The following is a 22,502-nucleotide window of genomic DNA, read 5'->3' as shown; positions in this document are numbered from 1 at the left end:
CCGCGATATGCAATTGCTTAGGGAGCGAATGGGAAAGAATTTGCCCGCGGAGCCGTCGCTCAGGTCGCGAGCGCGGCGGACGGGTGCCGACAGTGCGCGGCGATGCAGGACAGGACGCCGGCGGCGACCAGCGCGAAGGCCGCCAGCTCGAGCGGCGCCGGGAAACGCCGCTCCCAAAGGAAGCCATAGAGCAGCGCGAAGAGCGTTTCGAACAGGATCATCTGTCCGACCATCGTCAGGGGAAGCAGGCGGCTCATCCGGTTCCACAGCGCATTGCCGGCGATCGACACCAGAACCGCCACCCCAAGCGATACGCCCGCAAACCGGAGCCAGGCATCGGCATCGTGGTGGATCGGTTCGGTGAGCAGGCTGACCGGGATCAGCGCCAGCGCCTGCGCCCCGGTCACGACGCCGATCAGCAGGTTCCAGTCGTGCGCGGAAATATGATCGAGGCGAGCGAGACACCGGCTGTTGCCAACCGCAAAGCCGGTCCACGACAAGAGCGCCCCCACCGCGCACAGCAGACCGATCATCCCCGCGCTGCCGTCGCCCGATGCCGGCGCGCCGATGGCCTGCCAACCGATGCAGACCGCCCCCGCCGCGCAGAAGAGCAGCGACGGCACGAGCCGCGCCAGCGGGACGGCGCCGCGGTCGCGGCTTCCGATCAGGGTGACGGCGACGGGCAGGAAGCCGATGACGAGCGAGGTCATCGCGATCCCGCCCGTCTGCACCGCGGCCGAGAGCAGGACGTAATAAAACGTGTTGCCGGCGAGCGCGAGCCAGCCCAGCGCCACCCAGTCGCGCGCGGCGAGCTTGCGGACGAGCCCGCGCCAGCGCGGGGCGATCAGCATCGCCGCGATGGCGCCGAAGGCAAGATAGCGCCCGATCGCGAGCTGAAGCGGAGTGAAGCCGCGCACCAGTTCGGGGGCGAGGAAAACCAGTCCCCACAAGGCGCCCGCCCCCATGCCGCAAGCAAGGCCGGCTGTGATTCGATATGGGCCGGCCGGGCCGGCGACGGCGATGCTCATGGTTCATCCTCGCTTTCGATGGGCGGGGAATAGCACCGGGAAAGCGAGCAAAGGACGCTTGCTTCGGGCCCAAAATGCAACAAATACTCGCTTATGAGCCGACCCAGAGCATCCGGCGAGCGCAGGCTCGACAGCTTCGATCGCGCGATCCTGCGCATCCTCCAGCGCGACAACAAGACGCCGCAGCGCGAAATCGCCGGAGCGGTGAACCTGTCGGCGGCCGCGGTACAACGGCGCATCGCCGCGATGGAGGCAGCGGGGATCATCGAGCGCAACATCGCGATCGTCGATACGAGAGCCCTGGGCATGACGATCACCGCGATCGTCGAGGTGCATCTGACCGACGAACGCCCGCCCACCGTCGACGGCGCGAAGGCGCTGTTCCTGGCGGCCCCGGAAGTGCAGCAATGCTATTATGTGACGGGCGGAATCAGCTTCGTGCTGGTGATCGTGGCCGGGGACATGATCGAATATGAAGCGATCAGCCGGCGCCTGTTCGCCGACAATGACGCGGTGGCGAGCTTTCGCAGCCTGATCGCGCTCAATCGGGTGAAGACCGGCGCGGAGATACGGATCGCCTGACCCGGTTCAGCCGCGCCGCCGCATCACTTGATCTTGTCGCGGTTCGCATAGAGCAGCGCCGCGATCACCGCCGCCGATCCGATGCCGAGGCCGGCGGCAGCTTTCCAGCCGCGGCCGCGCTTGCCGCCCTTTGCCTCGGCCTCTGCCGCCTCAACGGCTTCCTGCTGTTCGTGCCGCTCGCGCGCGGCGCGCAGCACCTCATTTTCTTCGTCTTCGTTCGGGGGAGGAGTCGGCTCGCCTTGGTCCGTCATCGTCTTCTCTACTTTCTTGCTCAACTTAGTGCCTGATCGACGGGCACATAGTCGGTTCCGATCGCTTCGGCTACCGCCTCGAACGTCACCTTGCCATTCCAAACGTTCAAACCCTGCGCAAGATGCACGTCGCGGCGCAGCGCCTCCTTCCAGCCCAGTTCGGCAATGCGCAGCGCGTGCGGCAGGGTGACGTTGTTGAGCGCATAGGTGCTGGTGCGCGCGACCGCGCCCGGCATGTTGGCGACCGCATAATGAACGATGCCCTCGACGATGTAGGTCGGATCGGCGTGCGTCGTCGCGTGGCTCGTCTCGAAGCATCCGCCCTGGTCGATCGCGACGTCGACGAGCACCGCGCCGGGGCGCATCGTCTTCAGCATGTCGCGGGTCACAAGCTTGGGCGCCTCGGCGCCCGGGATCAGCACCGCGCCGATGACCAGATCGGCCTCGGCAACGCATTCGGCAAGGTTGGCGCGGTTCGAGAAGCGGGTTTTCGCCCGCGATTCGAAGAAGGTGCCGACGCGTTCGAGCACCTCGGGGTCGCGGTCGAGGATGGTGACATCGGCGCCGAGCCCCGTCGCCATCTGCGCCGCGTTGAAACCGACGACGCCGCCGCCGATGATGCACACCTTGCCGGGCGCGACGCCGGGGACGCCGCCCAGCAGCACGCCGCGGCCGCCATGCGCCTTTTCGAGCGCGGTGGCGCCGGCCTGGATCGCCATGCGCCCCGCGACCTGGCTCATCGGCTTCAGCAGCGGCAGGCCGCCGTGCGGGCTGGTCACGGTTTCATAGGCGATGCACACTGCGCCCGACGCCATCAGGTCGCGGGTCTGCTCAGGGTCGGGGGCGAGGTGGAGATAGGTGTAGAGGATCTGCCCTTCGCGCAGCATCGCGCGTTCGGCGGGCTGCGGTTCCTTGACCTTCACGATCATTTCGGCGGCCGCGAAAATCTCTGTCGCGGTCGCGACGATTTCGGCCCCCGCCTCCTCGTAGAAGCGGTCGTGGGCGCCGATGCCCTCGCCCGCGCCGGTCTCGACCAGCACGCGGTGGCCGTGCGCGACGAGCTCGCGCGCGCTCTCGGGCGTCAGGCCGACGCGATATTCGTGATTCTTGATTTCCTTCGGAGTGCCGACGATCATGCTTCGCTCTCCCAACCCGTTTCGCCCGCAACCGATAGCCGCGACCGCCCCCCGGAGTATAGGGTCGATCGCCGCCCCGCCGACGAAATTCCGCCGACCCGGGTTAACGACGAATTTACCAGTTCCGCAGCATATCCCGTTCATCCGTTTCGCCGGACGCGCGCGCCGCGTTCCGGACAAGCGCCGCGAGGGACAGGATCATGGTGAAGGACAATCCCATTCATAAGCAGCAGATCGATCCGGTGCTGATGGCCGATCGCTTTCCCTATTACGACCTCGATGGCCGGCTGGTCGCCGACGCGCACGAGATCGCCGAACTCGCGGCCGGGCACGAAGAACCGATCGGGCGCGCCTATTGGACCGCGTTCAACGCCCTGCCCCATGTCCGCAAGGCCGAGGGCGAGCTGCTCGAAGCCTATGTCCGCGGCAGCACCCGGCACATGCTGGTCAAATATTCGGACCCCGCGGGCCAGGAATCGGCGACCATCGCCTGCCAGAACACGCATATGGCGCTCCGCGTCGGCGTGCCGCTCGCCTCTGTGCTGTCGTGCCTCGGCGAAAGCCAGCGGCTGACCATCGAGCATGTCGTGCGCGCCTGTGCCGGCGACGCCGAGCGGATCGTCCGGCTGACCAGCGCGATCAACCGCCTCGCGCTGCTTGAGATGGACATCATGCAGACCTATGCCGAAAAGCTGGAGCGCGCCGCGATCTCCAGCGAGCGGCAGGCGCTGGCGGGCGACTTCGACCGCTCGATCGCGACGCTGGTGCAGGACACCGACGGGGTTCGCCAGCAGCTTGCTAGCCAGGCCGAGGCGGCCGACGTCGCCGCCAAGGGCATGATCGCCAAGACGAGCGAGGTCGCCGCGGCATCCGAGCAATCGGCGATGGCGATGCGCGAGGCGGCCTCGACCGCCGCCGGCCTGATCCGCGCGATCGAGGATGCCCGCAGCGAGGTCGAAGCCTCCGCCAGCGTCGCGACCCGCGCGTCGGAACAGGCGGGCGAAGCGGTCGCCATGTCGGAAGCGCTGTCGCGCCACGCCGAATCGATCGAATCGATCCTGGGCCTGATCCGCGAGATCGCGGGGCAGACCAATTTGCTCGCGCTCAACGCCACCATTGAGGCGGCGCGCGCCGGCGAATCGGGCCGCGGCTTCGCGGTCGTCGCGCAGGAGGTGAAGAGCCTGGCCAACGAGACCGCGCGCGCGACCGACGACATCGCGGGCAAGATCACCGCGATCCAGCAGGCGACGAGGGGGGCGGTGAACGCCAACCAGTCGATCCAGGCGACGATCGTCGACGTGCAGGAATCGGCGCAGCGCATCCGCGATGCGATGGACGCGCAGGCGCAGACGGTGACCTCGATCACCGCCGCGGTCGACGAAACCGCGCTCGCCGCCGATTCGATGTCGTCGACCATCGCCAGCATCCGCAACGATTCGGGCATGGTCGCGGGCGAGATCAGCGTGCTGAGCGAGAAATTCGCCAAGATGGGCGAACGGCTCCAGTCGCTCGAGAAAGCCGCGAGCGAGTTCAGCCGGCGGGTGGCCTGACCAGCCTTACGTCCTCCAAACGCCGTTCGTGCTGAGCTTGTCGAAGCACCGTCCTTTTCTTCTCACACGATGCAGAAAGAACGGCCCTTCGACAAGCTCGGGCAAACGGATTGTTTTCACGAGCCTTTGCTCTTGACCAGTGCTGCCGCTAAAGCCGCGGCATGACCACGCATATCCTGATCACCGGCGCGAGCCGCGGCATCGGCGCCGCGATCGCCGATGCCCTCGCCCGACCCGACTGCCGCACCGTCGCGCTGTCCAGCGCCGACGGCGATCTTGGCGACCCCGCGGTTCCCGACCGGCTGTGGGCCGAAAGCCTCGACCGGCTGGATGGGCGCATCGACGTGCTGATCAACAATGCCGGGGTGTTCGAGGCAAACCCGATCGAGACGGCCGACGCCGACTGGCTTTCGGGCTGGGAGCGCACGCTCGACATCAACCTGACCGCTGCGGCGCTGCTGTGCCGGCGCGCGGTGCTGCATTGGCGGGAGGGCGGGCGCGGCGGCCGCATCGTCAATATCGCGAGCCGCGCCGCCTATCGCGGCGACAGCCCGGAACACTGGCATTATGCAGCGTCGAAGGCCGGGATGGTCGCGATGACCAAGACGATCGCGCGCGGCTGCGGCCGCGAGGGCATCCTCGCCTTCGCCATCTGTCCCGGCTTCACCATGACCGGCATGGCCGAGGCGTATCTGGCGAGCCGCGGCGGCGAGCAGTTGCTCGCCGACATTCCGCTCGGCCGCGTCGCCGACCCCGGGGAGATCGGCGAGATGGCGCGCTGGTGCGCGCTCGACGCGCCGCCCTCGATGACCGGCGCGGTGCTCGACGCCAATGGCGCGTCCTATGTGCGCTGAACGATGAGCTGGCTGATCTCCCTTCCCTGCACGCGGGACGAGGCGGAGGCGCTGTCGGGCGAAGTGCCCGCGCTCGACGCGCTGGCCGATGCGCCCGTCGTGGTGACGCGCGAAATCGACGAGGCGGCGGGGCGATGGCAGCTCGACGCCTATGTCGAGACGCGGCCGGGCGCGGACCTGCTAACCTTGCTGCAGGCGCTGGTACCGAGCGCGAAAGGGGTGAAGCCGAGCGTCGAGCAATTGCCCGACAAAGACTGGCTGACGCTGAGCCAGCAGGGGCTGGAGCCGGTGCGGGCGGGGCGCTTCTTCGTCCATACCAGCTACCACGCCGACGCCGTTCCGGCGGGCGCGACGCCCTTTCTGATCGATGCAGGCCAGGCGTTCGGCACCGGCGGACACGACACGACCGCGGGGTGTCTGGCGATGCTCGACCGGCTGGCGGCCCGCGGGGCGAGTCCGCGCGCCATCGCCGATATCGGCACCGGCACCGGGCTGCTCGCCTTCGCGGCGCTGGCATTGTGGCCGCGCGCGCGGGCGATCGCGTCGGACATCGACCCCGCGAGCATCGAGGTAACGCGGACCAATGCGGCGATCAACGGCGTCGCGCTGGGGCAAGCGGCCGGGCAGCTTGCGCTCGCGGTGGCGCCGGGGACCGATCATCCGGCGATCCGGCGCCGCGCGCCCTATGATCTGGTCGTCGCCAATATCCTGGCGGGACCGCTGATCACCCTCGCGCCCGACATCGCCGCCGCGACCGCGCCGGGCGGCCGCGCCATCCTGGCGGGCCTGATCGCGCGCCAGATGGAGCCGGTGCTCGCCGCCTATCGCGCGCGGGGATTCCGGCTGGCGGCGCGCGGCGGGAGCGCCGAATGGCCGTGCCTGCTGCTGGTCAAGCGGCGGCGGCACGGGTGGCGGAGGAGGGAACGCGCGCTGCACCGGGCGAGCGCATCGGACGCGACGTTCGGGAGCTGGTGAGCAGCCTAGCTATTCTCCGTTCGCCCTGAGCTTGTCGAAGGGCTGTTCTTTCTTTTGGCGTCGAAGAAAAGGACGGTCCTTCGACAAGCTCAGGACGAACGGAAAGGAAGGAAGCGCCTAGACTTTACCTAGCGCATAATCCTGCGTGCCGCGCGTGATCACCTCGTCGCCGGGCAGGATATCGGCGACCGGGATCGGAGGCAGCGCGGCGTTGGCGGCGTAGAGCGGCGCGAAATCGGTGTTCACGGTCACGTCGAGTAACTGGTCGAGGCCGTCGATGACGAAATAATTCTGCTGGAAATCGTCGATCCGATAGTCGGTCCGCATCACGCGGGCGAGATCGAAGCCGATGCGGTTCGGGCTGTCCGATTCGAGCGCGAAGACGCTTTCGGCATAGGAGGAAACGATGCCGGCACCATAGATGCGCAGGCCCCCGCCTTCGCGGATCAGCCCGAATTCGACGGTATACCAATAGAGACGCGCGAGCTGTTTCAGCGCGTCGAACTTCAGGCTGCGCAGGCCGCCCTCGCCATAGGCCTGCATATAGTCGGCGAACACCGGGTCGGCGAGCATCGGGACATGGCCGAAGACGTCGTGGAAGACGTCGGGTTCCTGCAGATAGTCGAGCTGCTGCGGGGTGCGGATGAAATTGCCCGCGGGAAAGCGCCGGTTGGCGAGATGGTCGAAGAAGGTGGCGTCGGGTACCAGCCCCGGCACCGCGACGACCCGCCACCCGGTCGCCGCCATCAGCCGCGCGTTGAGGTCGCGATAGTCGGGAATGCCCGGCTTTTCGAGCCGCAGCACGTCGATGCCGCGCAGGAAGGCCTCCGACGCGCGGCCGGGCAGCATCGCCGACTGGCGCACGAAGAGCCGGTCCCACATCGCATGTTCGTCGGCGGTGAAGGCGTCCCAGTCCTGCGGACAAGTCCAGTCGGGCGCGGCGCCCGGCGGCGGGCTTTCGTGGACATGGGTAAACTGGCTCTCCATGCGCAGCTTTCTAGCATGGAACTGGTTTCCAGTGAAACCTTATTCGCCGATCGGCACCACCGCGGTCGCCAGCCGGTCGACCTCGGCGCGGTCGTGGCTGACGTAGAGGATCGGGAGCTTCAGCTCGTCGCGGATGCGTTCGATCACCGTCATGATGTCGCCGCGCCGCGCCGCGTCGAGCGACGAGAGCGGTTCGTCCATCAGCAGGATTTCGGGGGCCGCGAGCAGCGCGCGGCCGATCGCGACCCGCTGCGCCTCGCCGCCCGACAGGCTGCGCGGCCAGCGGTCGAGCAGCGGGCCGATGCCGAGGAAGGCGGTCGCCTCGTCGAGGCTCATCCAGCGGTCGGCGGGGTCGGCGAGCGCATGGCCGTAGATCAGGTTCGCGCGAACCCGCCGGTGCGGGAACAGCCGCCCATCCTGAAAGACATAGCCGATGCGCCGCGCCTCGGGCGGCAGGTCGACGCCCTCGCCGAACAGGGTGCGATCGCCGATACGGATATGGCCGCGGTCGGGACGCAGCAGCCCAGCGACCATGTTCAGGATACTCGTCTTGCCCGCCCCCGACGGGCCGAACAGCGCGGTGAGGCCGGGGCCGGCCGCGAAGCGCGCGGCGACAAGGCGGTCGCCGCGTCGCTTTTCGACGTCGATCTCAATCGCCATGGCGCGCCCGTTCGCCATGGGTGCGGCGCACCAGCGCCTCCGACAGGATCAGCGCCGCGAGCGACAGCGCGACCGACAGCAGGGCGAGCCGCGTCGCCATCGCCTCCGCCCCCGGCACCTGCAACGCCGAATAGATGGCGAGCGGCAGGGTGCGCGTCTCGCCAGGGATATTCGAGACGAAGGTGATCGTCGCGCCGAACTCGCCGATCGAGCGCGCGAAGCCGAGGACGAGCGCAGCGAGCACGCCGGGCAGCGCGAGCGGCAGGCTGACGGTGCGGAAGGCGTGCCAGCGCCCGGCGCCCAGCGTGCGCGCGGCACCCTCCAGCCGCCGGTCGATGCCCTCGATCGACAGCCGTATCGCGCGCACCATCAGCGGCAGCGCCATGATCGCGGCGGCGAGCGCGGCGCCGGTCCAGCGGAACATCACGCTCACCCCGAACCAGCTTTCGAGCCAGCGCCCGATCGGTCCAAGCGGCCCGAAGGCGAGCAGCAGCAGCCAGCCGGTGACCACCGGCGGCAACACCAGCGGCAGGTGGACGAGTCCGTCGAGCAGCACCCGGCCGGGAAAGCGATAGCGCGCCAGCGCCCAGGCGAGCGCGAAGGCGAGCGGCAGCGTCGCGAGCACCGCGGCGGCGCCGACCTTGAGCGACAGCGCGACGATGCTCCATTCCTGGGGGGAAAGCATCAGCCCATCCCTGCCCTCTCCCCTTCAGGGGAGAGGATAGCGCAGCTTGCTCCGAAAGGAGCTAGCGGAGCTTGGAGAGGGGGAAATCGCGCGGCGCAATATCCCCCTCTCCAACTTCGGCTAGGCGCTTCGCGCCAAGCCTTCATATCCTCTCCCCTGAAGGGGAGAGGGCGGAGAGAGATCGCGCGCTTCAAGGCGCCGAGAAGCCGTGCCGCGCGAAGATCGCGCGCGCCTGCCGCGACTGCAGGAAGGCGCGGAAGGCCGCGGCATCCTTGTGCCGCGAAGCCTTCAGCACCGCGATCGGGTAACGGATCGGTGGATGGCTTGCCGCGGGAAAGGTGCCGACGACGCGCACCCGCGTCGAGGCGCGCGCGTCGGTCGCGTAGACGATGCCGAGCGGCGCCGCGCCGCGCTCGACCAGCGCCATCGCGGCGCGGACATTCTCGGCCGGGGCGAGATATCCGGAAACGCCGCGCCACACGCCGAGCGACGTCAGCGCCGCCTTCGCATATTTGCCCGCCGGCACCGCGTCGGTGTCCGCCACCGCGAGCCGCCCGCCGCCGAGCGCGCGCGCGAGCGGAAAGCCGCGCGCCGGGGTCAGCCGCAGCCTGCTTCCCGCCGGGGCGATCAGCACCAGCCGGTTGCCGAGCAGCGTCGTGCGCGTACCCTTGCGGACCCGCCCCGCCTTTTCCACCGCGTCCATCCACGGCTCGTCGGCGGAGAGGAAGAGGTCGGCGGGCGCCCCCGCCATGATCTGCCGCGCGAGCGCCGAGGAGCCGGCAAAGGACAGGACCGGGCGCGCATGTCCCTGCGCCGCCCAGGCGTCGGCGGCGGCGGTCAGCGATTCCTGGAGGCTTGCCGCCGCGAGCACCAGCGGGCCCCGCTCGACGGCGCTCGCGAGCGGGGCCAGCAGCGACAGGGCGAGGAGCAGGAAGAGACGGCGGAGCCAGGTCATCGCGGCCGGCTATAACCGCGTCAGCCCGTCGGCGAAAGCGGCGCAAGGAGGCGGATGCGCCCATAGCCGCTTTCGACCAGCCCGTGCCGCACCAGTTCGCGCAGCGCGGCGCCCAGCGTGACCCGCGACACGCCGAGGCGGTCGGCGAGCTGCTGCTGCGTCGCGCGGACGCTGGCGCCGTCGTCCGCATCGGCGGCGAGGATCGCGAGCTGGCGCGCGAGCCGCTCGACGGTCGGCAGGCGCCGCTCGGCGTCGATGATGTCGAGCGCGGCGGCGAGCTGGCGGCCGAGGCTGCGCAGCAGCAGCTCGGCCCAGCCGACATCGCCCTGCATCAGCCGACGCAGCAGCGGCCGGTCGATCGCGACCAGCGCCGCGGCGCCCTGCGCCTGCGCGTCGGCCTGTCGCGGGACGCCGGTGAAGAAGGCGAGTTCGCCGAACATGTCGCCGGGGCCAAGGGTACCGAAAACGGTGAAGCCGCCGTCGGCGGCGTAACGGCCGACCGTCACCCGTCCCTCGATCACCGCCCAGAAAGCAGTGCCGGGGTCGCCCTGCTGCTGGACGAACTGGCCGTCGGCGAAGCGCCGTACCGGCGCCATCGCCGCGAGCCGCGCCCGCTCGGCGGGCGACAGCCGCGTGCATTTGGCCAGCGCGAAATGATGGCTGCTTTGCATTTCGCCTCGCTTCTTGCGGCAGGGCGAGCGACAGAGCAAGCGCGCCTAACGCACCGTCTGTGCAAGCCCGAGCCAACGCGCCGCGCGCGGCAGGCGCGGGAGGATCAGCCGGTCGGCGAACCAGAGCAGGATCAGCGAGGCCCCGAGCAAAGGCAGCAGCGCGGCGAGGAGCAGGACGATCGCGGCGACGCCCCTCGTTTTCGCCGGATCGCGCGGCAGCGCCGGGGCGCCGAGTGCGCCCTCCGGTCTGCGCCGCCGCCACATCAGGAAAGCGGAGACGGCGAGGGTGACCATGGCAAGCGCGGTGAGGACCCCGATGAGCTGGCTGGCGAGGCCGAACAGCGCGCCCTCGTGCCAGGCGATGCCATAGCCGACGACGCGATCGACGACATGCTTGTCAGCGAAACCGCTGCGCGCCACCTCGATCCCCGTTTCGGGATCATAGCTGACCGACCGGACAAGCGGCCGATTCTGCGTCAGCGTGGTCAGCGTCCAGACGTTGCCGTTGGGCGGGCCGAACATGTTGGGCGCGCCCGGCGGCTGGACAATCGCGGGCGCGGGCATCGTCTCGCCCGCCGCGCGCAGCAGGATGCGGTCGAGCGGGATGCGGGGCGGTGCGACCGGCCGCATCGTCCTGCCCATCGCGCCATGATCGTGCGCGGCATGATCACCGAACCCGCCCTTCCAGTCCTGCGGCCCGGAGGTCCACCCCATTTCGGCGCGCAGCGCGTTGAACCCCGTCGCCCAGACGTCGGTCCACGGCAGCGCGGTGGTCAGCAGGATCAGCGCCAAGCCCGAGACCCAGAAGCCGGTCACCGCATGCAGATCGCGCAATGCCGCCCGCCCGCCGAGCGACAGGCGCGGCCAAACGACGCCCGCCAGTCCGCGCCCGCGCGGCCACCAAAGGTAGAGGCCGGTGAGGATCAGCACCATCGCCCAGCTCGCGGCGAGTTCGACGAGGATGCCGCCGCCGACACCCATCAGCAGGCTGCCGTGGATGCGTTGCACCACCGCCGACAGCCGCCGATCGGGGTCGATCGCGCCAAGCACCCGACCCCGCGGCGACACGCCGACGTCGCGCATCGTCCCGTCGGCGAGCCCGAGGTGGACGACCGCCGCATCGCCCGGTGCCCCGGGAATGCGATAATGTTGGAAGCGCGCGCCCGGAAACGCCGCGAGTGCCGCCGCCACCTGCGCATCGGCATCGACGGCCCGGGCGGCGGGCAGGTCGCGCCACGCGCGCTCTTCCCAGCGGTCGGTCTGCGGCTTGAACAGATAGAGGGCGCCGGTCACCGACAACAGCAGGATGAAGGGGATGACGAACAGCCCGGCATAGAAATGCCAGCGCCAGATGGTGCGATAGAGCGGGAGCTGGTCGGTCTTCGCCATCCCCTTTCCTCCCTAGAAGCGCGCGCGCAGGCCGGCGGAGACCGCGCGGCGCTCGACCGGATAATAGATCGCCGAAGCGTCGGTGACGTCGATCGCGGCGCTGATATCGCCGATCGCCCTCTTGTCCGTGATATTGCGGACGTCGAGGAAGGCGTCGATGCCCTCTGCCACGCGCGCGCCGGCGGTGAAGCCGAGCAGCGCATAGCCGGGGGTGCGGACGCGGTTCCGATAATCGGCGAACGGCCCCTGCGGCACCCACTCGACGCTGGGCGCGACATGCAGCGCATCGGTGCCGAGACGCAGTTCCGCGCGGTAGACGTGGCGCGGGACGACCGGCAGGCGGTTGTCGCCGAACTCGACGTCGCCGCGGAAGCGGAAGTCGCTGTAGGTGTAGACCTGCCGCAGCCGCAGCCAGTCGGTCGGCGCGATTTCCAGCGCCGCCTCGATCCCCTGATGCCGCGTCCGGCCGGCGTTGAAGGTCGACGCGGGAATGTCCGCACTCACCGTATATTGCAGCAATTCGCCCTCGATATCGGCGCGGTAGAGCGAGAGGTCCCAGCGCAGCACCCCCGCCCGCCCGCGCGTGCCGATTTCCGCGGTCCATGCGCGCTGCGGGTCGAGCGGGACGAACGCCGAGAGCTGCGCCAGCTCGATGAAGCCGGGGAATTCGACCGAGCGGCTGTAGTTGCCATAGAATTGCACGCCGGGCGCCGGCTCGAACAGCAGGCCGAGCTTGGGCGAGAAGGCGTCGAAATCGGCGCGGCCATATGTGTCGACCGGCCCGTTGTTGAAGGCCTCGCGCTGCCGCCGCATGCCGTCGGCGTAGATGCCGCCCGCGATCAGCGACAGGCTTTCGACCAGTTTCAGCCGCACCTCGCCATAGAGGGTCGCGGTGCGCGCATCCTGCTGCGCGTCGAAGGTCTTCGCCCCGCGCCGTCCGGCATCGTTGACGAAACGCCGCGAATGGACGTCACCGACGCGCAATTCGCCGCCCAGCGTCGCCTCGACCGGCCCGGCCGCATAGTCGAAACGGAAATAGCCGCCGCGATCCACGCTCTTCTGGTCGATGAGCTGATAGATGGGATGATGCAGCGTCTTGGCGTTGACGAAGACGCCGACGTCGAGCTGCGCGGCGCCGAGATCGAAGCGGGTGCGGTTCTGGAGCCGCAGCGAGTCGATGTCGCGCGCCTGGTCGCCCGCGATGCTGGCGGCATTGGCCCGGTGCGGCGCGGTCAGCGCCTCTGCGTGGGTCAGCGCGCCGGGCAGGTCCTGATCGATGCTGTTGTAGCTTGCGTAAAGGCGCGTCGCGATCCGGTCGGTGAGCCTCAGCCCCACATTGCCGTGGAAGCGCAGGCTGCGCCGCCGCGCATGGTCGCGGTCGCCGTCCGACGTGTCGGCGCTGACCGCGCCCCACGCATCGGCGCGGTCGCTCGCGACGCCCGCCGACACCAGCCCCCGCAGGCTTTCGAAGCTGCCGCCGTCGGCGCGCAGATAGACGCCGCGCGCGGTGCGCCCGGTCGGCGTCACCCCGTTGATCGCGCCGCCGAGCGTTCCCGAGCCGAAGCGCAGCGCATTGGCGCCGCGGTAAACCTCGAGATGATCGAAGAAGATCGGCTCCAGTTCCTGGAAATCGCCATTGTCGTCGGCGAGGTTGATCGGCACCCCGTCCTGGAGCAGCGTCAGCCCGCGCATGTGATAGCCGCGCGACAGGCCCGAGCCGCGGATCGATATCCGCACTTCCTGCCCGAAGCGCGGCTGGAGATAGACGCCGGGGGAGAAGGCGAGCGTGTCGCGCAGGCTGACGATCGACTTGTCGGCATAATCCTCGTGCGGGACGATGTCGGCGCCGCCCGGCGTCTTCGCCGCGCGGGTCTCGGCAGCATCGGTGTCGGCGGGGGCGGTGACGATGATGGTCCGGTCGCCCTCGGCCGTTTCGGCATGGGCAAGAGTTGGGGCAAGAGTTGGGGCGAGAGTGATGGCGAGCGCCAGCAGGGGCGCCGCGCGGGTAACGGGGCTTTGCATCGATAATCCTTCGCTTGAATACAGGCGTGAACCGGCGCGCAGACGCGCGGCCGGCCGGTCAGGCTGATTCAGGCGAAGGCAGGTGGTCCGGTGCTCGGCGGGAGCGGCGAGGCGATGCCCGGCGCATAGCCGAGCAAGGGGGCCGCGGCGGGGACCGGCTCGGCCCGCGCCAGCGTTTCGGGCAGCGCGGGAGTGTCGGGAACGATCGGCGCGACCGCGAGCGCGCCCCACGGGCAATGCTGGTCCTGCGCCGCGTCATGGTCGCCAGCGCTCTCGACCGGGATGGTCAGCGTGGCGCCGGGGTTCGCCGGGTCCGAACAGACGCGAACCGTGATCGAACCGCCGCCGTCGGTCTCGATCATCCAGCCCGGCGCGACGAAGACGCGCGCCGCCAGCGCCAGCAGCACGGGCAGCAACAGCAGGATGCCGGGACGGCGAAAGGCGGCAAGGATGCCCACGGTCCGAGGCCTTATGCGGCGGCGCGCGGCGGGGCAAGCGGACAGAATGTCCTATGGGATTCGTCATTGCGAGCGCAGCGAAGCAATCCAGAGCGGTTTACGCACACTCTGGATTGCCGTGTCGCCTTCGGCTCCTCGCAATGACGAAGGCCTATTCCGCCGGCGCCTCGTCGGTCTTTTTCCCCGTGCGTGTCCACGGATAGAGGAACTGGCCCCAATAGGCCTTGGGCACATCCTCGGGGATGCCGTAATGTTCGGGCCAGCGGTCCTTCGGCAGGTGGAAGGTGCCGAAGACCTTGTCGAGGAAGGGGAAGTGGATCGCGAAATTGACGTCGAAAGCCTCGCGTTCGAGCCCGTGGTGCCAGTGGTGGAAGCGTGGGGTCGCGAGCCAGTGGCCGAGCCGGTTGAAACTGCCCCCGACATTGGCGTGGAGCAGCGACGACCAGACATAGACGAAGCCGATATAGGCCTGCATCACCGAGGGTGCGAAACCGAGCGTGAAGAGCGGCAGCGAGGTGATCGAGCGCAGCAGGATGATCTCGACGAAGTGCATCCGCGACCCCGCGAGCCAGTCCATTGATTTCGCGCTGTGGTGGATCGCGTGAAAGCCCCAGAGGAAGGGGAAGCGGTGAAAGCTGCGGTGGAACCAATATTGCACGAAATCGGACGCGACGAGGACGATGGCGAACTGGACGAGCCACGGCAGCGACGCGACCGCGGCGCGGAAGGCATCCCAATTGTTCGTATGGTCGTTGACGAACGCCTGCGGCGCGAGCGCGAGGAAGCTCAGCACCTGCACGAACATCGTGCTGACCAGATAATAGAAGAGATCCTCGCGCCATTCGGTGCGGAACAATCTTTGAGTGCGGCGGTGCGGGAAGGCGCGCTCGAGCGGTGCGAACATGAAGCCGGTGACGAGCAGGTTGGCGATGAAGAAATCGAGCCCGAAGAAAATGCCCCAGTCGCGCGTTTCGGCGGGCTGGACATTGGCGCCGCCGAGCAGCGCCGCGGCGAGCCCGATCATCAGCGCGGTCAGCCCGAGCACTTTTCGGGGCCGCAGCAACAGGCTGAGCAGCGCAAGGCCATAGCTGACGAGCAGGGTCAGGTGGACGAAGCCGCGAAAGCCGGTCCAGTTCTTGACGATTTCGAGCTCGGGGGTCGCGAACCAGTCGGGAAAGCGCAGCGCGACGACCAGAAAGAAGCCGGTGATCGCGAAGAGCAGCCCGAAGAAGCCCGACAGCCAGCCGCTGCCGAAGCGCCGGACTTCGGTATGCGATTCGAGATCGCGCATAAGGGTCTGGAGATAATCGCGCTTTGTCATGCTCGCCGCTTCTCGCTCTCGTCATGCCGGACTTGATCCGGCATCCATTGCCGGCCCGGATTTCATGGGCCCCGGATCAGGTCCGGAGTGACGAAGAAAATAGCCGGTTTCTAACCCGCCGCCTCCACGATCTTCGCCCACTCCGTCTCGTCGATCACCTTGATTCCCAGCGCCGCCGCCTGCTTGAGCTTCGACCCCGCGCCCGGCCCCGCGACGACGAGGTCGGTCTTCGCACTCACGCTGCCCGCGGCCTTGGCGCCGAGCTTTTCGGCCTGCGCCTTCGCCTCATCGCGGCTCATCGTCTCGAGCTTGCCGGTGAAGACGACGGTCTGGCCCGACACCTCGCTGTCGCGCGTCTCGACCACATAGGGCGGCGGCACGACTTCGGAGAGGAGGTCGTCCCACAGCGCGCGATTGAGCGGTTCGTGGAAGAAATCGCCGAGCGCCTCGCCCACCGCGACGCCGATGCCGTCGGCGCGGACTTCGAGGATCGACTTGATCGCCTCGACCTTGCGCGCGAGATATTTGCCGTCGGATTCGCCCTCGGCCTGCGGGTTGGCGTCGAGATAGGCATGAATCTCGGCGGCCTTTTCGGGGAGCAGCGCGAGGTCACCCAGCCCCTTCATCAGGTCGCGCGCGGTGACCGCGCCGACATGGCGGATGCCGAGCCCGAACAGCAGCCGCGCCGCGTCGGGCTGGCGCTTCGCCTCGATCGCGGCGAACAGATTGTCCACCGACTTGTCCTTCCACCCCTCGCGGCCGAGCAGGTCGTCGCGATGATGCTTCAGCCGGAAGATGTCGGCCGGCCCCTTGTCCAGCCAGCCCAATTCCAGAAACTCGGCGATGCTCTTCTCGCCCAGCCCCTCGATGTCGAGCGCGCCGCGGCTGACGAAATGCCGGAGCCGCTCGAACTTCTGGGCATTGCAGATGAGGCCGCCGGTGCAGCGCACGTCGACCTCGCCTTCCTCGGCGACCGCCTCGCTGCCGCAAACCGGGCAATGGTCGGGAAAGGCATAGGCGACGCGCGGCTCGTCGCGGGTCAGATTCTCGACCACCTGCGGGATGACGTCGCCGGCGCGCTGGACGACGACGCGGTCGCCCGGCCGCACGCCGAGGCGGCCGATCTCGTCGCGGTTGTGCAGCGTGACGTTCGACACCACCACCCCGCCGACGGTGACGGGGGTGAGCCGTCCCACCGGGGTCAGCTTGCCGGTGCGGCCGACCTGGATGTCGATGGCCTCCAGCGTCGTCTGCGCGCGTTCGGCGGGGAATTTATGCGCGATGGCCCAGCGCGGCGCCTTGGCGACGAAGCCGAGCCGCGCCTGCCAGTCGAGCCGGTCGACCTTATAGACGACGCCGTCGATGTCATAAGGCATGTCCGCACGCTCGGCCTCGATCGTGCGATAATGGTCGAGCACCGCCTCGACGCTCTCGAAGCGCCCCAGCAGCGGCGACACGGACACGCCCCAGCTTTCGATGCGCTTCATCATCGCAAACTGCGTCGCCTCGGGCACGGCGCTGACCTCGCCCCAGCCGTGCGCAAGGAAGCGCAGCGGGCGCGACGCGGTGATGCTCGCATCCTTCTGGCGCAGCGAGCCCGCGGCGGCGTTGCGCGGATTGGCGAACTGGCGCGCCTTTTCGGGGTCTTCGGCCTCGGCGAGCAGCCGTTCGTTGAGCGCGGCGAAATCGGCCTTGGCCATATAGACCTCGCCGCGAATCTCGAAGACGTCGGGGGCGTCGCCGTTCAGCCTCTGCGGAATGTCGACGATCGTGCGTACGTTCGGCGTGACATCCTCGCCCACCGTCCCGTCGCCGCGCGTCGCGGCCTGGACGAGTTCGCCCTTCTCGTAGCGCAGCGAGCAGGACAGGCCGTCGATCTTGTCCTCGGCGGTCAGCGCCAGCACATCCTCCTCGCCGAGCCTCAGGAAACGCCGCACGCGCGCCGCGAACTCCGCGACATCCTCGGCCGCGAAGGCATTGTCGAGGCTCATCATCCGCACCGCGTGCGCGACCTTGGCCAGCGGCGACGCCTCGACCGCGGCGCCGACGAGCCGGTTCGGGCTGTCGGCGCGGATCAGGTGCGGAAAGGCCTCTTCCAGTACATTGTTGCGCCGGACGAGCGCGTCGTAATCGGCGTCGCTGATCTCCGGCGAATCCTCGGCATGATAGAGCTTGTTGTGGTGCGCGATCTGCTTGGCGAGCCGCATCAACTCGTTGGCGGCCTCGGCTTCGGTCAGCGATTCGACATCTTTCATGCGCCGGCTTTTGCCACCGGCTTGAACTCGGCGCGAGACCCAAATCCCGCAATCAGCGACCGCCCCTTCGCGATCGCCGCCTGGACCGCGGGCAATTGCAGCGATGCGGCATGCGCCGCCTTGTCGGCCCACAGCTCGACGATCCACAGCGCGTCGGGGTTTTCGGCGTCCTCGCCGACGATATAGGCGAAATTGCCCGGCATCGCATCGGTGCCTTCGGTCAGGATCGCGGCGAGCGCGCCGCGCTGCCCCGGCTGCGCGATCATCTGGCCGATCAGGCCATATTGCGGATGGTCTTCTTCCATGATCGTCTCCAAAGCCCGCAGCGCGCGCGCGGGCAGCACCGCCGCCGCGAAGGCCACCAGCGCGGCCAGATGGGTGCGCCGGTCGATCACCGCGCGATCACCAGCACATGCACCTGCCGCCGGATGCGGAAGCCCAGCGATTCGTAGAGCGCGATCGCGCCCGCATTGTCGGCATAGCTGTGCAGGAACGGCTGTTCGCCGCGCGCGACCATCGCGCGCATGACATGGCCGATCAGCGCGCGGGCATAGCCGCGACCGCGACAGTCATCCCATGTGGCAACCCCGCTGACCTCGGCCATGCCGGGCATCAACATGCGTTGCCCCGCCATCGCGAGCAGCCGCCCATTCTCGCGAATCCCGAAGAAGGGACCGTAGCGATGCGTCGTCGGGGCCCATGGTCCCGGCTGCGCATGCTCCGCAAGCGCCGCCATCCAGACCGCATCGGCATCGGACAGCGATAGCATCGGCGGCTCGCTATCCCGCGCCGCCGGCGGCGCATCCTCGGCGACCATCTGCGCGAGCACGGCGCGCTTCACCTCGCGCGTGCGGGGCGGCACCGGCCACGGATCGCCCTCGACAATCCATAGCTCGCCATCGTCGGGCACGAGCGCAGCCAGCGCCGTCTGCGCCTCGGCGCTCCGATCCGCGGCGGCCCCGAACGGTCCATAGCCCCGATCGATCCGCACCGCCGCCCGGCGGTCCCCCTCGGCCAGATACGCCTGCCGCCCGGTAAGCATGCTCCAGACTGGGCGGTCGAGGGGGTGGAGCGCGGTCATTCCTCGCCTTCGAGATGATATTCGCGCGTCACGGCGATTTCGCCGACGATCGCGGCGTTGAAATTGTCGAGGTCCTCGGCGGGAATCCAATATTCCTGATGCGCGCGGCCGCCCGCCGTCTCGATCCGATAGCCGTCGAGATAGGATTTCAGCACCTCGAAACGCGTCACATAGCCGCTGCCGCTCGCACGCACATTCCAGTCGCGCGCGATCTTGATCGCATAATCCTCGGTTGTCACCGGATAGAAGATCGGTTGCTCAGGCAGACGCGGCGGAAATGCGCGCATGCCGCTTTCGCGGATCAACGCCAGTTCTGCGAGCCCTACCGGGCGCCAAAGGGTGATCGTCGGTTCGGCCATCACACCACCTCCAGCAATCGCTCCGCCTGCGCGCGCGCTTCCGCCGTCACTTCGGCACCGGAGAGCATGCGGGCGATTTCCTCGCGGCGGCCGGCGGGGTCGAGGGCGCGGACGCCCGTTCGTGTCACCGTTCCCTCGCTCGATTTGGCGATGACGAAATGCGCCGCGCCCTTGGCGGCGACCTGCGGGCTGTGGGTCACCGCGAGCAATTGCTTGCCCGCGCCCGCCAGCCGCGCGAGCCGTTCGCCGATCGCGCTCGCGACCGCACCGCCGACGCCGCGGTCGATTTCATCGAAGATGATCGTGTCGGCGCCGCCCTCCTCGGCGAGCGCGACCTTGAGCGCGAGGATGAAGCGCGAGAGTTCGCCGCCGCTTGCGATCTTCGCCAGCGGCGCGAAGGGCGCGCCGGGGTTGGTCGAGATGAGAAATTCGACGCGGTCGATCCCTTCGGGACCCCAGCGCTCGGCGGGAAGGCGCTCGACGAGCGTCTGGAAGCGCGCGGCGTCGAGTCTCAGCGGGGCGAGTTCCCCGGCGACCGCCGCGTCGAGCCGCGCCGCTGCCCTGGCGCGCTGATCGGAGAGCGCGGTTGCGGCGTGGGTATAGGTGGCCGCGGTTTCGGCGACCGCCGCCTCGAGCTTCGCAAGCCCCGCACTGCCACCCTCGATCGCGTCGAGCCGCACCGCGAGGTCGCCCGCGAGCGGCGGCAGCTCGTCGGGCTGCACCCCATGCTTGCGCGCCATCGCGCGCAGTTCGAACAGCCGCGTTTCGGCCGCCTCGAGCCGTTCGGGGTCATATTCCATCGCGCGCGCCGCGTCTTGCAGCTTCGACTCGGCCTCGTCGGCGTCGATGATCGCGCGATCGAGGCTGGCGAGCGCCTCGGCAAGCAGCACATGATCGCCCGCGAGCCGGTCGAGCCGCCGCGCCGCGCCGCGCAGCAGCGCCGGGCCGCCCGCGCTGCCGTCGAACGCATCGAGGATCGTCGCGAGATCGCCAGCGATCTTCTCCCCCTTCTGCATCGCGGCGCGCGCCTCGGCGAGTTCGGCTTCCTCGCCCGGCTGCGGGGCGAGCACCTGCAGTTCGGCGACGCAATGCTCGAGCCATTCGCGGTCGCGTTCCGCCTCGCTCACCGCCGTCTTCGCCGCCGCAAGCTTTGCCTCGGCGGCGCGCCACGCGGCGTGCGCCTCGGCCACCGCACCGGCGTCGGCGCGCGCATAGATGTCGAGCAGCGCGCGGTGCCCGGCGGGCGCGAGCAGGCCGCGGTCGTCGTGCTGGCCGTGAATCTCGACCAGATGCCCGCCGACCTCGCGCAGCAGCGCCGCCGAGCAGGGCTGGTCGTTCAGGAAGGCGCGGCTGCCGCCGTCGGCTTTCAGCGTGCGGCGGATCAACAGCGGCTCACCGGGTTCGAGCGCGATGTCATTGTCGGCGAGCAGGCCGGCGAGCGGCGCGCCCGGCGCGGGCGCCACAAAACTCGCCGTGACCTGCGCCTTGTCGGCGCCCTGCCGTACCAATCCGCTATCGGCGCGCATCCCGAGCGCGAGGCCCAGCGCATCGAGCAGGATCGACTTGCCCGCCCCCGTCTCGCCCGTGAGCACGCCGAGCCCGCCCTCGAAATCGAGGTCGAGCCGCTCGATGAGCACGATATTGGCGATCGACAGCGCGGTCAGCATGTCCCGCTCTTATCGCAGAACAAAATGCGAATCTATCGCGCGATGCGTCAGGCCTGCGGCGCGTTCTTCTGCATCAGGTCGAAGGCGCGCTTGTACCATTTGCTGCCCGGATAGTTGGCGCCGAGCACCGCGGCCGATTTCTTTGCCTCTTCCGGCACGCCAAGCGCCAGATAGCATTCGACGAGACGATAGAGCGCCTCGGGCGTGTGGCTGGTGGTCTGGAACTTGTCGACCACTTCGCGGAAGCGGAGCGACGCCGCGAGCCAGCTCGACGAGCGCTCGTAATAGCGGCCGATCTCCATCTCCTTGCCCGCCAGATGGTCCTGCACCAGGTCCATCTTGAGCCGCGCGTCGGCCGCGTAGCGGCTGCCCGGATAGCGGCGTATCACCTCGCCGAGCGCGGCATTGGCCTGCTCGGTGATCTTCTGGTCGCGGGTGACGTCGCTGATCTGCTCATAATAGCAGAGCGCGATCAGATAATAGGCGTAGGGGGCGTCCTTGTTGCCCGGATGGATCGACAGGAAACGCTGCGCCGCCGCGGTCGCCGGCGTATATTCGCGGTCCATATAATAGGAAAAAGCGCTCATCAACTGGGCGCGGCGCGCCCAGGGCGAATAGGGATGCTGGCGCTCGACCTCGTCGAACAGCGCCGCGGCGAGCTTGTACTGGCCGCGATCGAGCCGGTCCTGCGCCGCACGATACAGGGTGCTGACGTCGCGCGCGACATAGCGCGTGTCCTTCTTGACCCCACCGCCCCCGGCGCAGGCCGCAAGCATGGGCGTCATCACGAGAGCGGCGGCGAACATGCGCAGGGCGGCGCGCGGAGAGGTGCGATGAGTCATGCGGGCGGTATAGCCACAGCGCCGATGAACGCAAAATAAATGATGGAGGTTCAGGGCATGTCGCCTTGCGGCTGCGGCGCGTCGCCGGGCGCGGCCGATTCGGCGTTGACGACACAGCCCTTCGGCGCCTCGGCCAGCGGCGGCGAGGCGACGCGGCGCGCCGACCTGATCGTCACCATCGGGTCGAGGATCTGGCCCTGCATCGGCCCGTCGCCGGCGGTCGGCGATACCGGCGCAGCATAGATTTTCTCCGCCACATCGCGTCCGTCGACGATCTCGCCGAACACTGCGAAGCCGGCGCCGTCGCCGCCCTGCGCGTCGGCGTCGAATCCCTTGATGTCGGACAATAGCAGGAAGAAATCGGTCGTCGCGTCGCCCGGATTGAGCCGGGCCATCGACAGCGCGCCGTCGCAATTGGTGAGCCCGGTCTGCGTGGTCGGCTCATGCGCGATGGCCGGGAAGTTCAGGGCCGCATTGCCGCGGTTGCCCGCCTGGATCAGCCGGCTCGCCGGCCCCCACGTCCGGGTGGAGCGATAGAATTTGAACCCGTCCATCCGCTTCGTGTCGACATAACGGAGGAAATTCTTCGCGGTGACCGGCGCTCGCCTGTCCTCGATCCGCACGGTGATCGTGCCGAGATCGGTCACCAGCGCGACATAGGGCCGCGGATCGGGCGCGGCCGGGGTCGCGGGCTGTTCGGCGGCGGGGGGCTGCGCGGCGAGGGCGAGGAGCGGCAGGAGCATCGGGATCATGGTCGTCGCATACCCCAAATGG

23 protein-coding genes are annotated in these 22,502 nt (G+C 68.9%); 4 read left to right on the top strand and 19 right to left on the bottom strand.

Annotated features, from left to right (window positions below):
• Positions 1–59 precede the first annotated feature (59 nt).
• Positions 60–1,028, bottom strand: coding sequence for a DMT family transporter (locus tag FHR21_RS15270; RefSeq protein ID WP_184099864.1), 969 nt, complete (start codon positions 1,026–1,028; stop codon positions 60–62).
• 93 nt (positions 1,029–1,121) lie between these two features.
• Here FHR21_RS15270 and FHR21_RS15265 point away from each other — a divergent pair, with 93 nt between their 5' ends.
• Positions 1,122–1,610 (top strand): Lrp/AsnC family transcriptional regulator, encoded by a 489-nt coding sequence (locus FHR21_RS15265; protein WP_184099862.1) that lies wholly within the window; start codon positions 1,122–1,124, stop codon positions 1,608–1,610.
• Between the two features lie 23 nt (positions 1,611–1,633).
• Here the strand turns inward: FHR21_RS15265 and FHR21_RS15260 are convergent, their stop codons facing one another.
• Both FHR21_RS15260 and ald read right to left on the bottom strand, forming a co-directional pair.
• A complete protein-coding gene (locus FHR21_RS15260) occupies positions 1,634–1,861 on the bottom strand; it encodes a hypothetical protein (RefSeq protein WP_184099860.1) in 228 nt (75 codons plus the stop codon).
• Positions 1,862–1,881: 20 nt separating this feature from the next.
• The gene (ald, locus tag FHR21_RS15255) at positions 1,882–2,997 is read right to left on the bottom strand and encodes an alanine dehydrogenase (protein ID WP_184099858.1); all 1,116 of its coding nucleotides are present in this window, start codon (positions 2,995–2,997) and stop codon (positions 1,882–1,884) included.
• A gap of 200 nt (positions 2,998–3,197) precedes the next feature.
• On the opposite strand from ald, the gene FHR21_RS15250 reads away from it, so the two are divergent.
• From FHR21_RS15250 to FHR21_RS15240, 3 genes are all read left to right on the top strand, one after another.
• Complete coding sequence (locus FHR21_RS15250) at positions 3,198–4,547, top strand: methyl-accepting chemotaxis protein (protein ID WP_184099856.1); 1,350 nt, start codon at positions 3,198–3,200, stop codon at positions 4,545–4,547.
• Positions 4,548–4,708: 161 nt separating this feature from the next.
• Positions 4,709–5,401 carry an SDR family NAD(P)-dependent oxidoreductase gene (locus tag FHR21_RS15245; RefSeq protein ID WP_184099854.1) on the top strand — a complete coding sequence of 231 codons (693 nt, stop codon included), beginning with the start codon at positions 4,709–4,711 and terminating at the stop codon, positions 5,399–5,401.
• A 3-nt stretch (positions 5,402–5,404) separates the two neighbouring features.
• Positions 5,405–6,376, top strand: a complete 972-nt coding sequence (locus tag FHR21_RS15240; RefSeq protein WP_184099851.1) for a 50S ribosomal protein L11 methyltransferase — start codon at positions 5,405–5,407, stop codon at positions 6,374–6,376.
• Positions 6,377–6,493: 117 nt separating this feature from the next.
• Here FHR21_RS15240 and phhA read toward each other — a convergent pair whose 3' ends face one another.
• From phhA to FHR21_RS15160, 16 genes are all read right to left on the bottom strand, one after another.
• Positions 6,494–7,363, bottom strand: a complete 870-nt coding sequence (phhA, locus tag FHR21_RS15235) for a phenylalanine 4-monooxygenase (RefSeq protein ID WP_184099849.1) — start codon at positions 7,361–7,363, stop codon at positions 6,494–6,496.
• Between the two features lie 39 nt (positions 7,364–7,402).
• Positions 7,403–8,023, bottom strand: coding sequence for a molybdenum ABC transporter ATP-binding protein (locus tag FHR21_RS15230; protein WP_184099847.1), 621 nt, complete (start codon positions 8,021–8,023; stop codon positions 7,403–7,405).
• Positions 8,013–8,708: a molybdate ABC transporter permease subunit gene (gene modB, locus FHR21_RS15225; protein ID WP_184099844.1), complete on the bottom strand. Its 696-nt coding sequence runs from the start codon at positions 8,706–8,708 to the stop codon at positions 8,013–8,015. Before modB ends, FHR21_RS15230 begins: the two co-directional genes overlap by 11 nt.
• Positions 8,709–8,898: 190 nt before the next feature.
• Positions 8,899–9,663 (bottom strand): molybdate ABC transporter substrate-binding protein, encoded by a 765-nt coding sequence (gene modA / locus FHR21_RS15220; RefSeq protein WP_184099842.1) that lies wholly within the window; start codon positions 9,661–9,663, stop codon positions 8,899–8,901.
• Between the two features lie 20 nt (positions 9,664–9,683).
• Positions 9,684–10,334, bottom strand: coding sequence for a Crp/Fnr family transcriptional regulator (locus tag FHR21_RS15215; protein WP_184099840.1), 651 nt, complete (start codon positions 10,332–10,334; stop codon positions 9,684–9,686).
• Between the two features lie 45 nt (positions 10,335–10,379).
• Positions 10,380–11,723 (bottom strand): PepSY-associated TM helix domain-containing protein, encoded by a 1,344-nt coding sequence (locus FHR21_RS15210; RefSeq protein ID WP_184099838.1) that lies wholly within the window; start codon positions 11,721–11,723, stop codon positions 10,380–10,382.
• A 12-nt stretch (positions 11,724–11,735) separates the two neighbouring features.
• On the bottom strand, positions 11,736–13,745 hold the full coding sequence (locus FHR21_RS15205; protein WP_184099836.1) for a TonB-dependent receptor family protein: 2,010 nt from the start codon (positions 13,743–13,745) through the stop codon (positions 11,736–11,738).
• A gap of 68 nt (positions 13,746–13,813) precedes the next feature.
• Complete coding sequence (locus FHR21_RS15200) at positions 13,814–14,203, bottom strand: DUF2946 family protein (protein ID WP_184099835.1); 390 nt, start codon at positions 14,201–14,203, stop codon at positions 13,814–13,816.
• 151 nt (positions 14,204–14,354) lie between these two features.
• A complete protein-coding gene (locus FHR21_RS15195) occupies positions 14,355–15,524 on the bottom strand; it encodes a sterol desaturase family protein (RefSeq protein WP_184099832.1) in 1,170 nt (389 codons plus the stop codon).
• Positions 15,525–15,634: 110 nt separating this feature from the next.
• Positions 15,635–17,779, bottom strand: coding sequence for an NAD-dependent DNA ligase LigA (gene ligA / locus FHR21_RS15190; protein ID WP_184099830.1), 2,145 nt, complete (start codon positions 17,777–17,779; stop codon positions 15,635–15,637).
• Positions 17,776–18,174: a putative quinol monooxygenase gene (locus FHR21_RS15185; protein ID WP_420825294.1), complete on the bottom strand. Its 399-nt coding sequence runs from the start codon at positions 18,172–18,174 to the stop codon at positions 17,776–17,778. Before FHR21_RS15185 ends, ligA begins: the two co-directional genes overlap by 4 nt.
• On the bottom strand, positions 18,171–18,860 hold the full coding sequence (locus FHR21_RS15180) for a GNAT family N-acetyltransferase (RefSeq protein ID WP_184099828.1): 690 nt from the start codon (positions 18,858–18,860) through the stop codon (positions 18,171–18,173). The genes FHR21_RS15185 and FHR21_RS15180 overlap by 4 nt, the downstream gene beginning before the upstream one ends.
• Complete coding sequence (locus FHR21_RS15175) at positions 18,857–19,219, bottom strand: ADP-ribosylation/crystallin J1 (RefSeq protein WP_184099826.1); 363 nt, start codon at positions 19,217–19,219, stop codon at positions 18,857–18,859. The genes FHR21_RS15180 and FHR21_RS15175 overlap by 4 nt, the downstream gene beginning before the upstream one ends.
• A complete protein-coding gene (gene recN / locus FHR21_RS15170; RefSeq protein WP_184099824.1) occupies positions 19,219–20,886 on the bottom strand; it encodes a DNA repair protein RecN in 1,668 nt (555 codons plus the stop codon). Before recN ends, FHR21_RS15175 begins: the two co-directional genes overlap by 1 nt.
• Before the next feature lie 47 nt (positions 20,887–20,933).
• Positions 20,934–21,728 (bottom strand): outer membrane protein assembly factor BamD, encoded by a 795-nt coding sequence (locus tag FHR21_RS15165; RefSeq protein WP_184099822.1) that lies wholly within the window; start codon positions 21,726–21,728, stop codon positions 20,934–20,936.
• Positions 21,729–21,778: 50 nt separating this feature from the next.
• Entirely contained in the window at positions 21,779–22,480 is a 702-nt protein-coding gene (locus FHR21_RS15160; RefSeq protein ID WP_184099820.1) for a peptidylprolyl isomerase, read from the bottom strand.
• Positions 22,481–22,502: the final 22 nt, after the last annotated feature.

It is taken from the genome of Sphingopyxis panaciterrulae (genome assembly GCF_014199295.1).
Classification (GTDB): domain Bacteria; phylum Pseudomonadota; class Alphaproteobacteria; order Sphingomonadales; family Sphingomonadaceae; genus Sphingopyxis; species Sphingopyxis panaciterrulae.
The sequence above is the reverse complement of the archived record's forward strand: the minus strand, read 5'-3'. Positions and strand labels throughout refer to the sequence as shown.

Bases quoted from the DNA above. Each gene is read 5' to 3' on its own strand.
- FHR21_RS15270 (WP_184099864.1), bottom strand. From the start codon at position 1,028: ATGAGCATCGCCGTCGCCGGCCCGGCCGGCCCATATCGAATCACAGCC.
- FHR21_RS15265 (WP_184099862.1), top strand. From the start codon at position 1,122: ATGAGCCGACCCAGAGCATCCGGCGAGCGCAGGCTCGACAGCTTCGAT.
- FHR21_RS15260 (WP_184099860.1), bottom strand. From the start codon at position 1,861: ATGACGGACCAAGGCGAGCCGACTCCTCCCCCGAACGAAGACGAAGAA.
- ald (WP_184099858.1), bottom strand. From the start codon at position 2,997: ATGATCGTCGGCACTCCGAAGGAAATCAAGAATCACGAATATCGCGTC.
- FHR21_RS15250 (WP_184099856.1), top strand. From the start codon at position 3,198: ATGGTGAAGGACAATCCCATTCATAAGCAGCAGATCGATCCGGTGCTG.
- FHR21_RS15245 (WP_184099854.1), top strand. From the start codon at position 4,709: ATGACCACGCATATCCTGATCACCGGCGCGAGCCGCGGCATCGGCGCC.
- FHR21_RS15240 (WP_184099851.1), top strand. From the start codon at position 5,405: ATGAGCTGGCTGATCTCCCTTCCCTGCACGCGGGACGAGGCGGAGGCG.
- phhA (WP_184099849.1), bottom strand. From the start codon at position 7,363: ATGGAGAGCCAGTTTACCCATGTCCACGAAAGCCCGCCGCCGGGCGCC.
- FHR21_RS15230 (WP_184099847.1), bottom strand. From the start codon at position 8,023: ATGGCGATTGAGATCGACGTCGAAAAGCGACGCGGCGACCGCCTTGTC.
- modB (WP_184099844.1), bottom strand. From the start codon at position 8,708: ATGCTTTCCCCCCAGGAATGGAGCATCGTCGCGCTGTCGCTCAAGGTC.
- modA (WP_184099842.1), bottom strand. From the start codon at position 9,663: ATGACCTGGCTCCGCCGTCTCTTCCTGCTCCTCGCCCTGTCGCTGCTG.
- FHR21_RS15215 (WP_184099840.1), bottom strand. From the start codon at position 10,334: ATGCAAAGCAGCCATCATTTCGCGCTGGCCAAATGCACGCGGCTGTCG.
- FHR21_RS15210 (WP_184099838.1), bottom strand. From the start codon at position 11,723: ATGGCGAAGACCGACCAGCTCCCGCTCTATCGCACCATCTGGCGCTGG.
- FHR21_RS15205 (WP_184099836.1), bottom strand. From the start codon at position 13,745: ATGCAAAGCCCCGTTACCCGCGCGGCGCCCCTGCTGGCGCTCGCCATC.
- FHR21_RS15195 (WP_184099832.1), bottom strand. From the start codon at position 15,524: ATGACAAAGCGCGATTATCTCCAGACCCTTATGCGCGATCTCGAATCG.
- ligA (WP_184099830.1), bottom strand. From the start codon at position 17,779: ATGAAAGATGTCGAATCGCTGACCGAAGCCGAGGCCGCCAACGAGTTG.
- FHR21_RS15180 (WP_184099828.1), bottom strand. From the start codon at position 18,860: ATGACCGCGCTCCACCCCCTCGACCGCCCAGTCTGGAGCATGCTTACC.
- FHR21_RS15175 (WP_184099826.1), bottom strand. From the start codon at position 19,219: ATGGCCGAACCGACGATCACCCTTTGGCGCCCGGTAGGGCTCGCAGAA.
- recN (WP_184099824.1), bottom strand. From the start codon at position 20,886: ATGCTGACCGCGCTGTCGATCGCCAATATCGTGCTCATCGAGCGGCTC.
- FHR21_RS15165 (WP_184099822.1), bottom strand. From the start codon at position 21,728: ATGACTCATCGCACCTCTCCGCGCGCCGCCCTGCGCATGTTCGCCGCC.
- FHR21_RS15160 (WP_184099820.1), bottom strand. From the start codon at position 22,480: ATGATCCCGATGCTCCTGCCGCTCCTCGCCCTCGCCGCGCAGCCCCCC.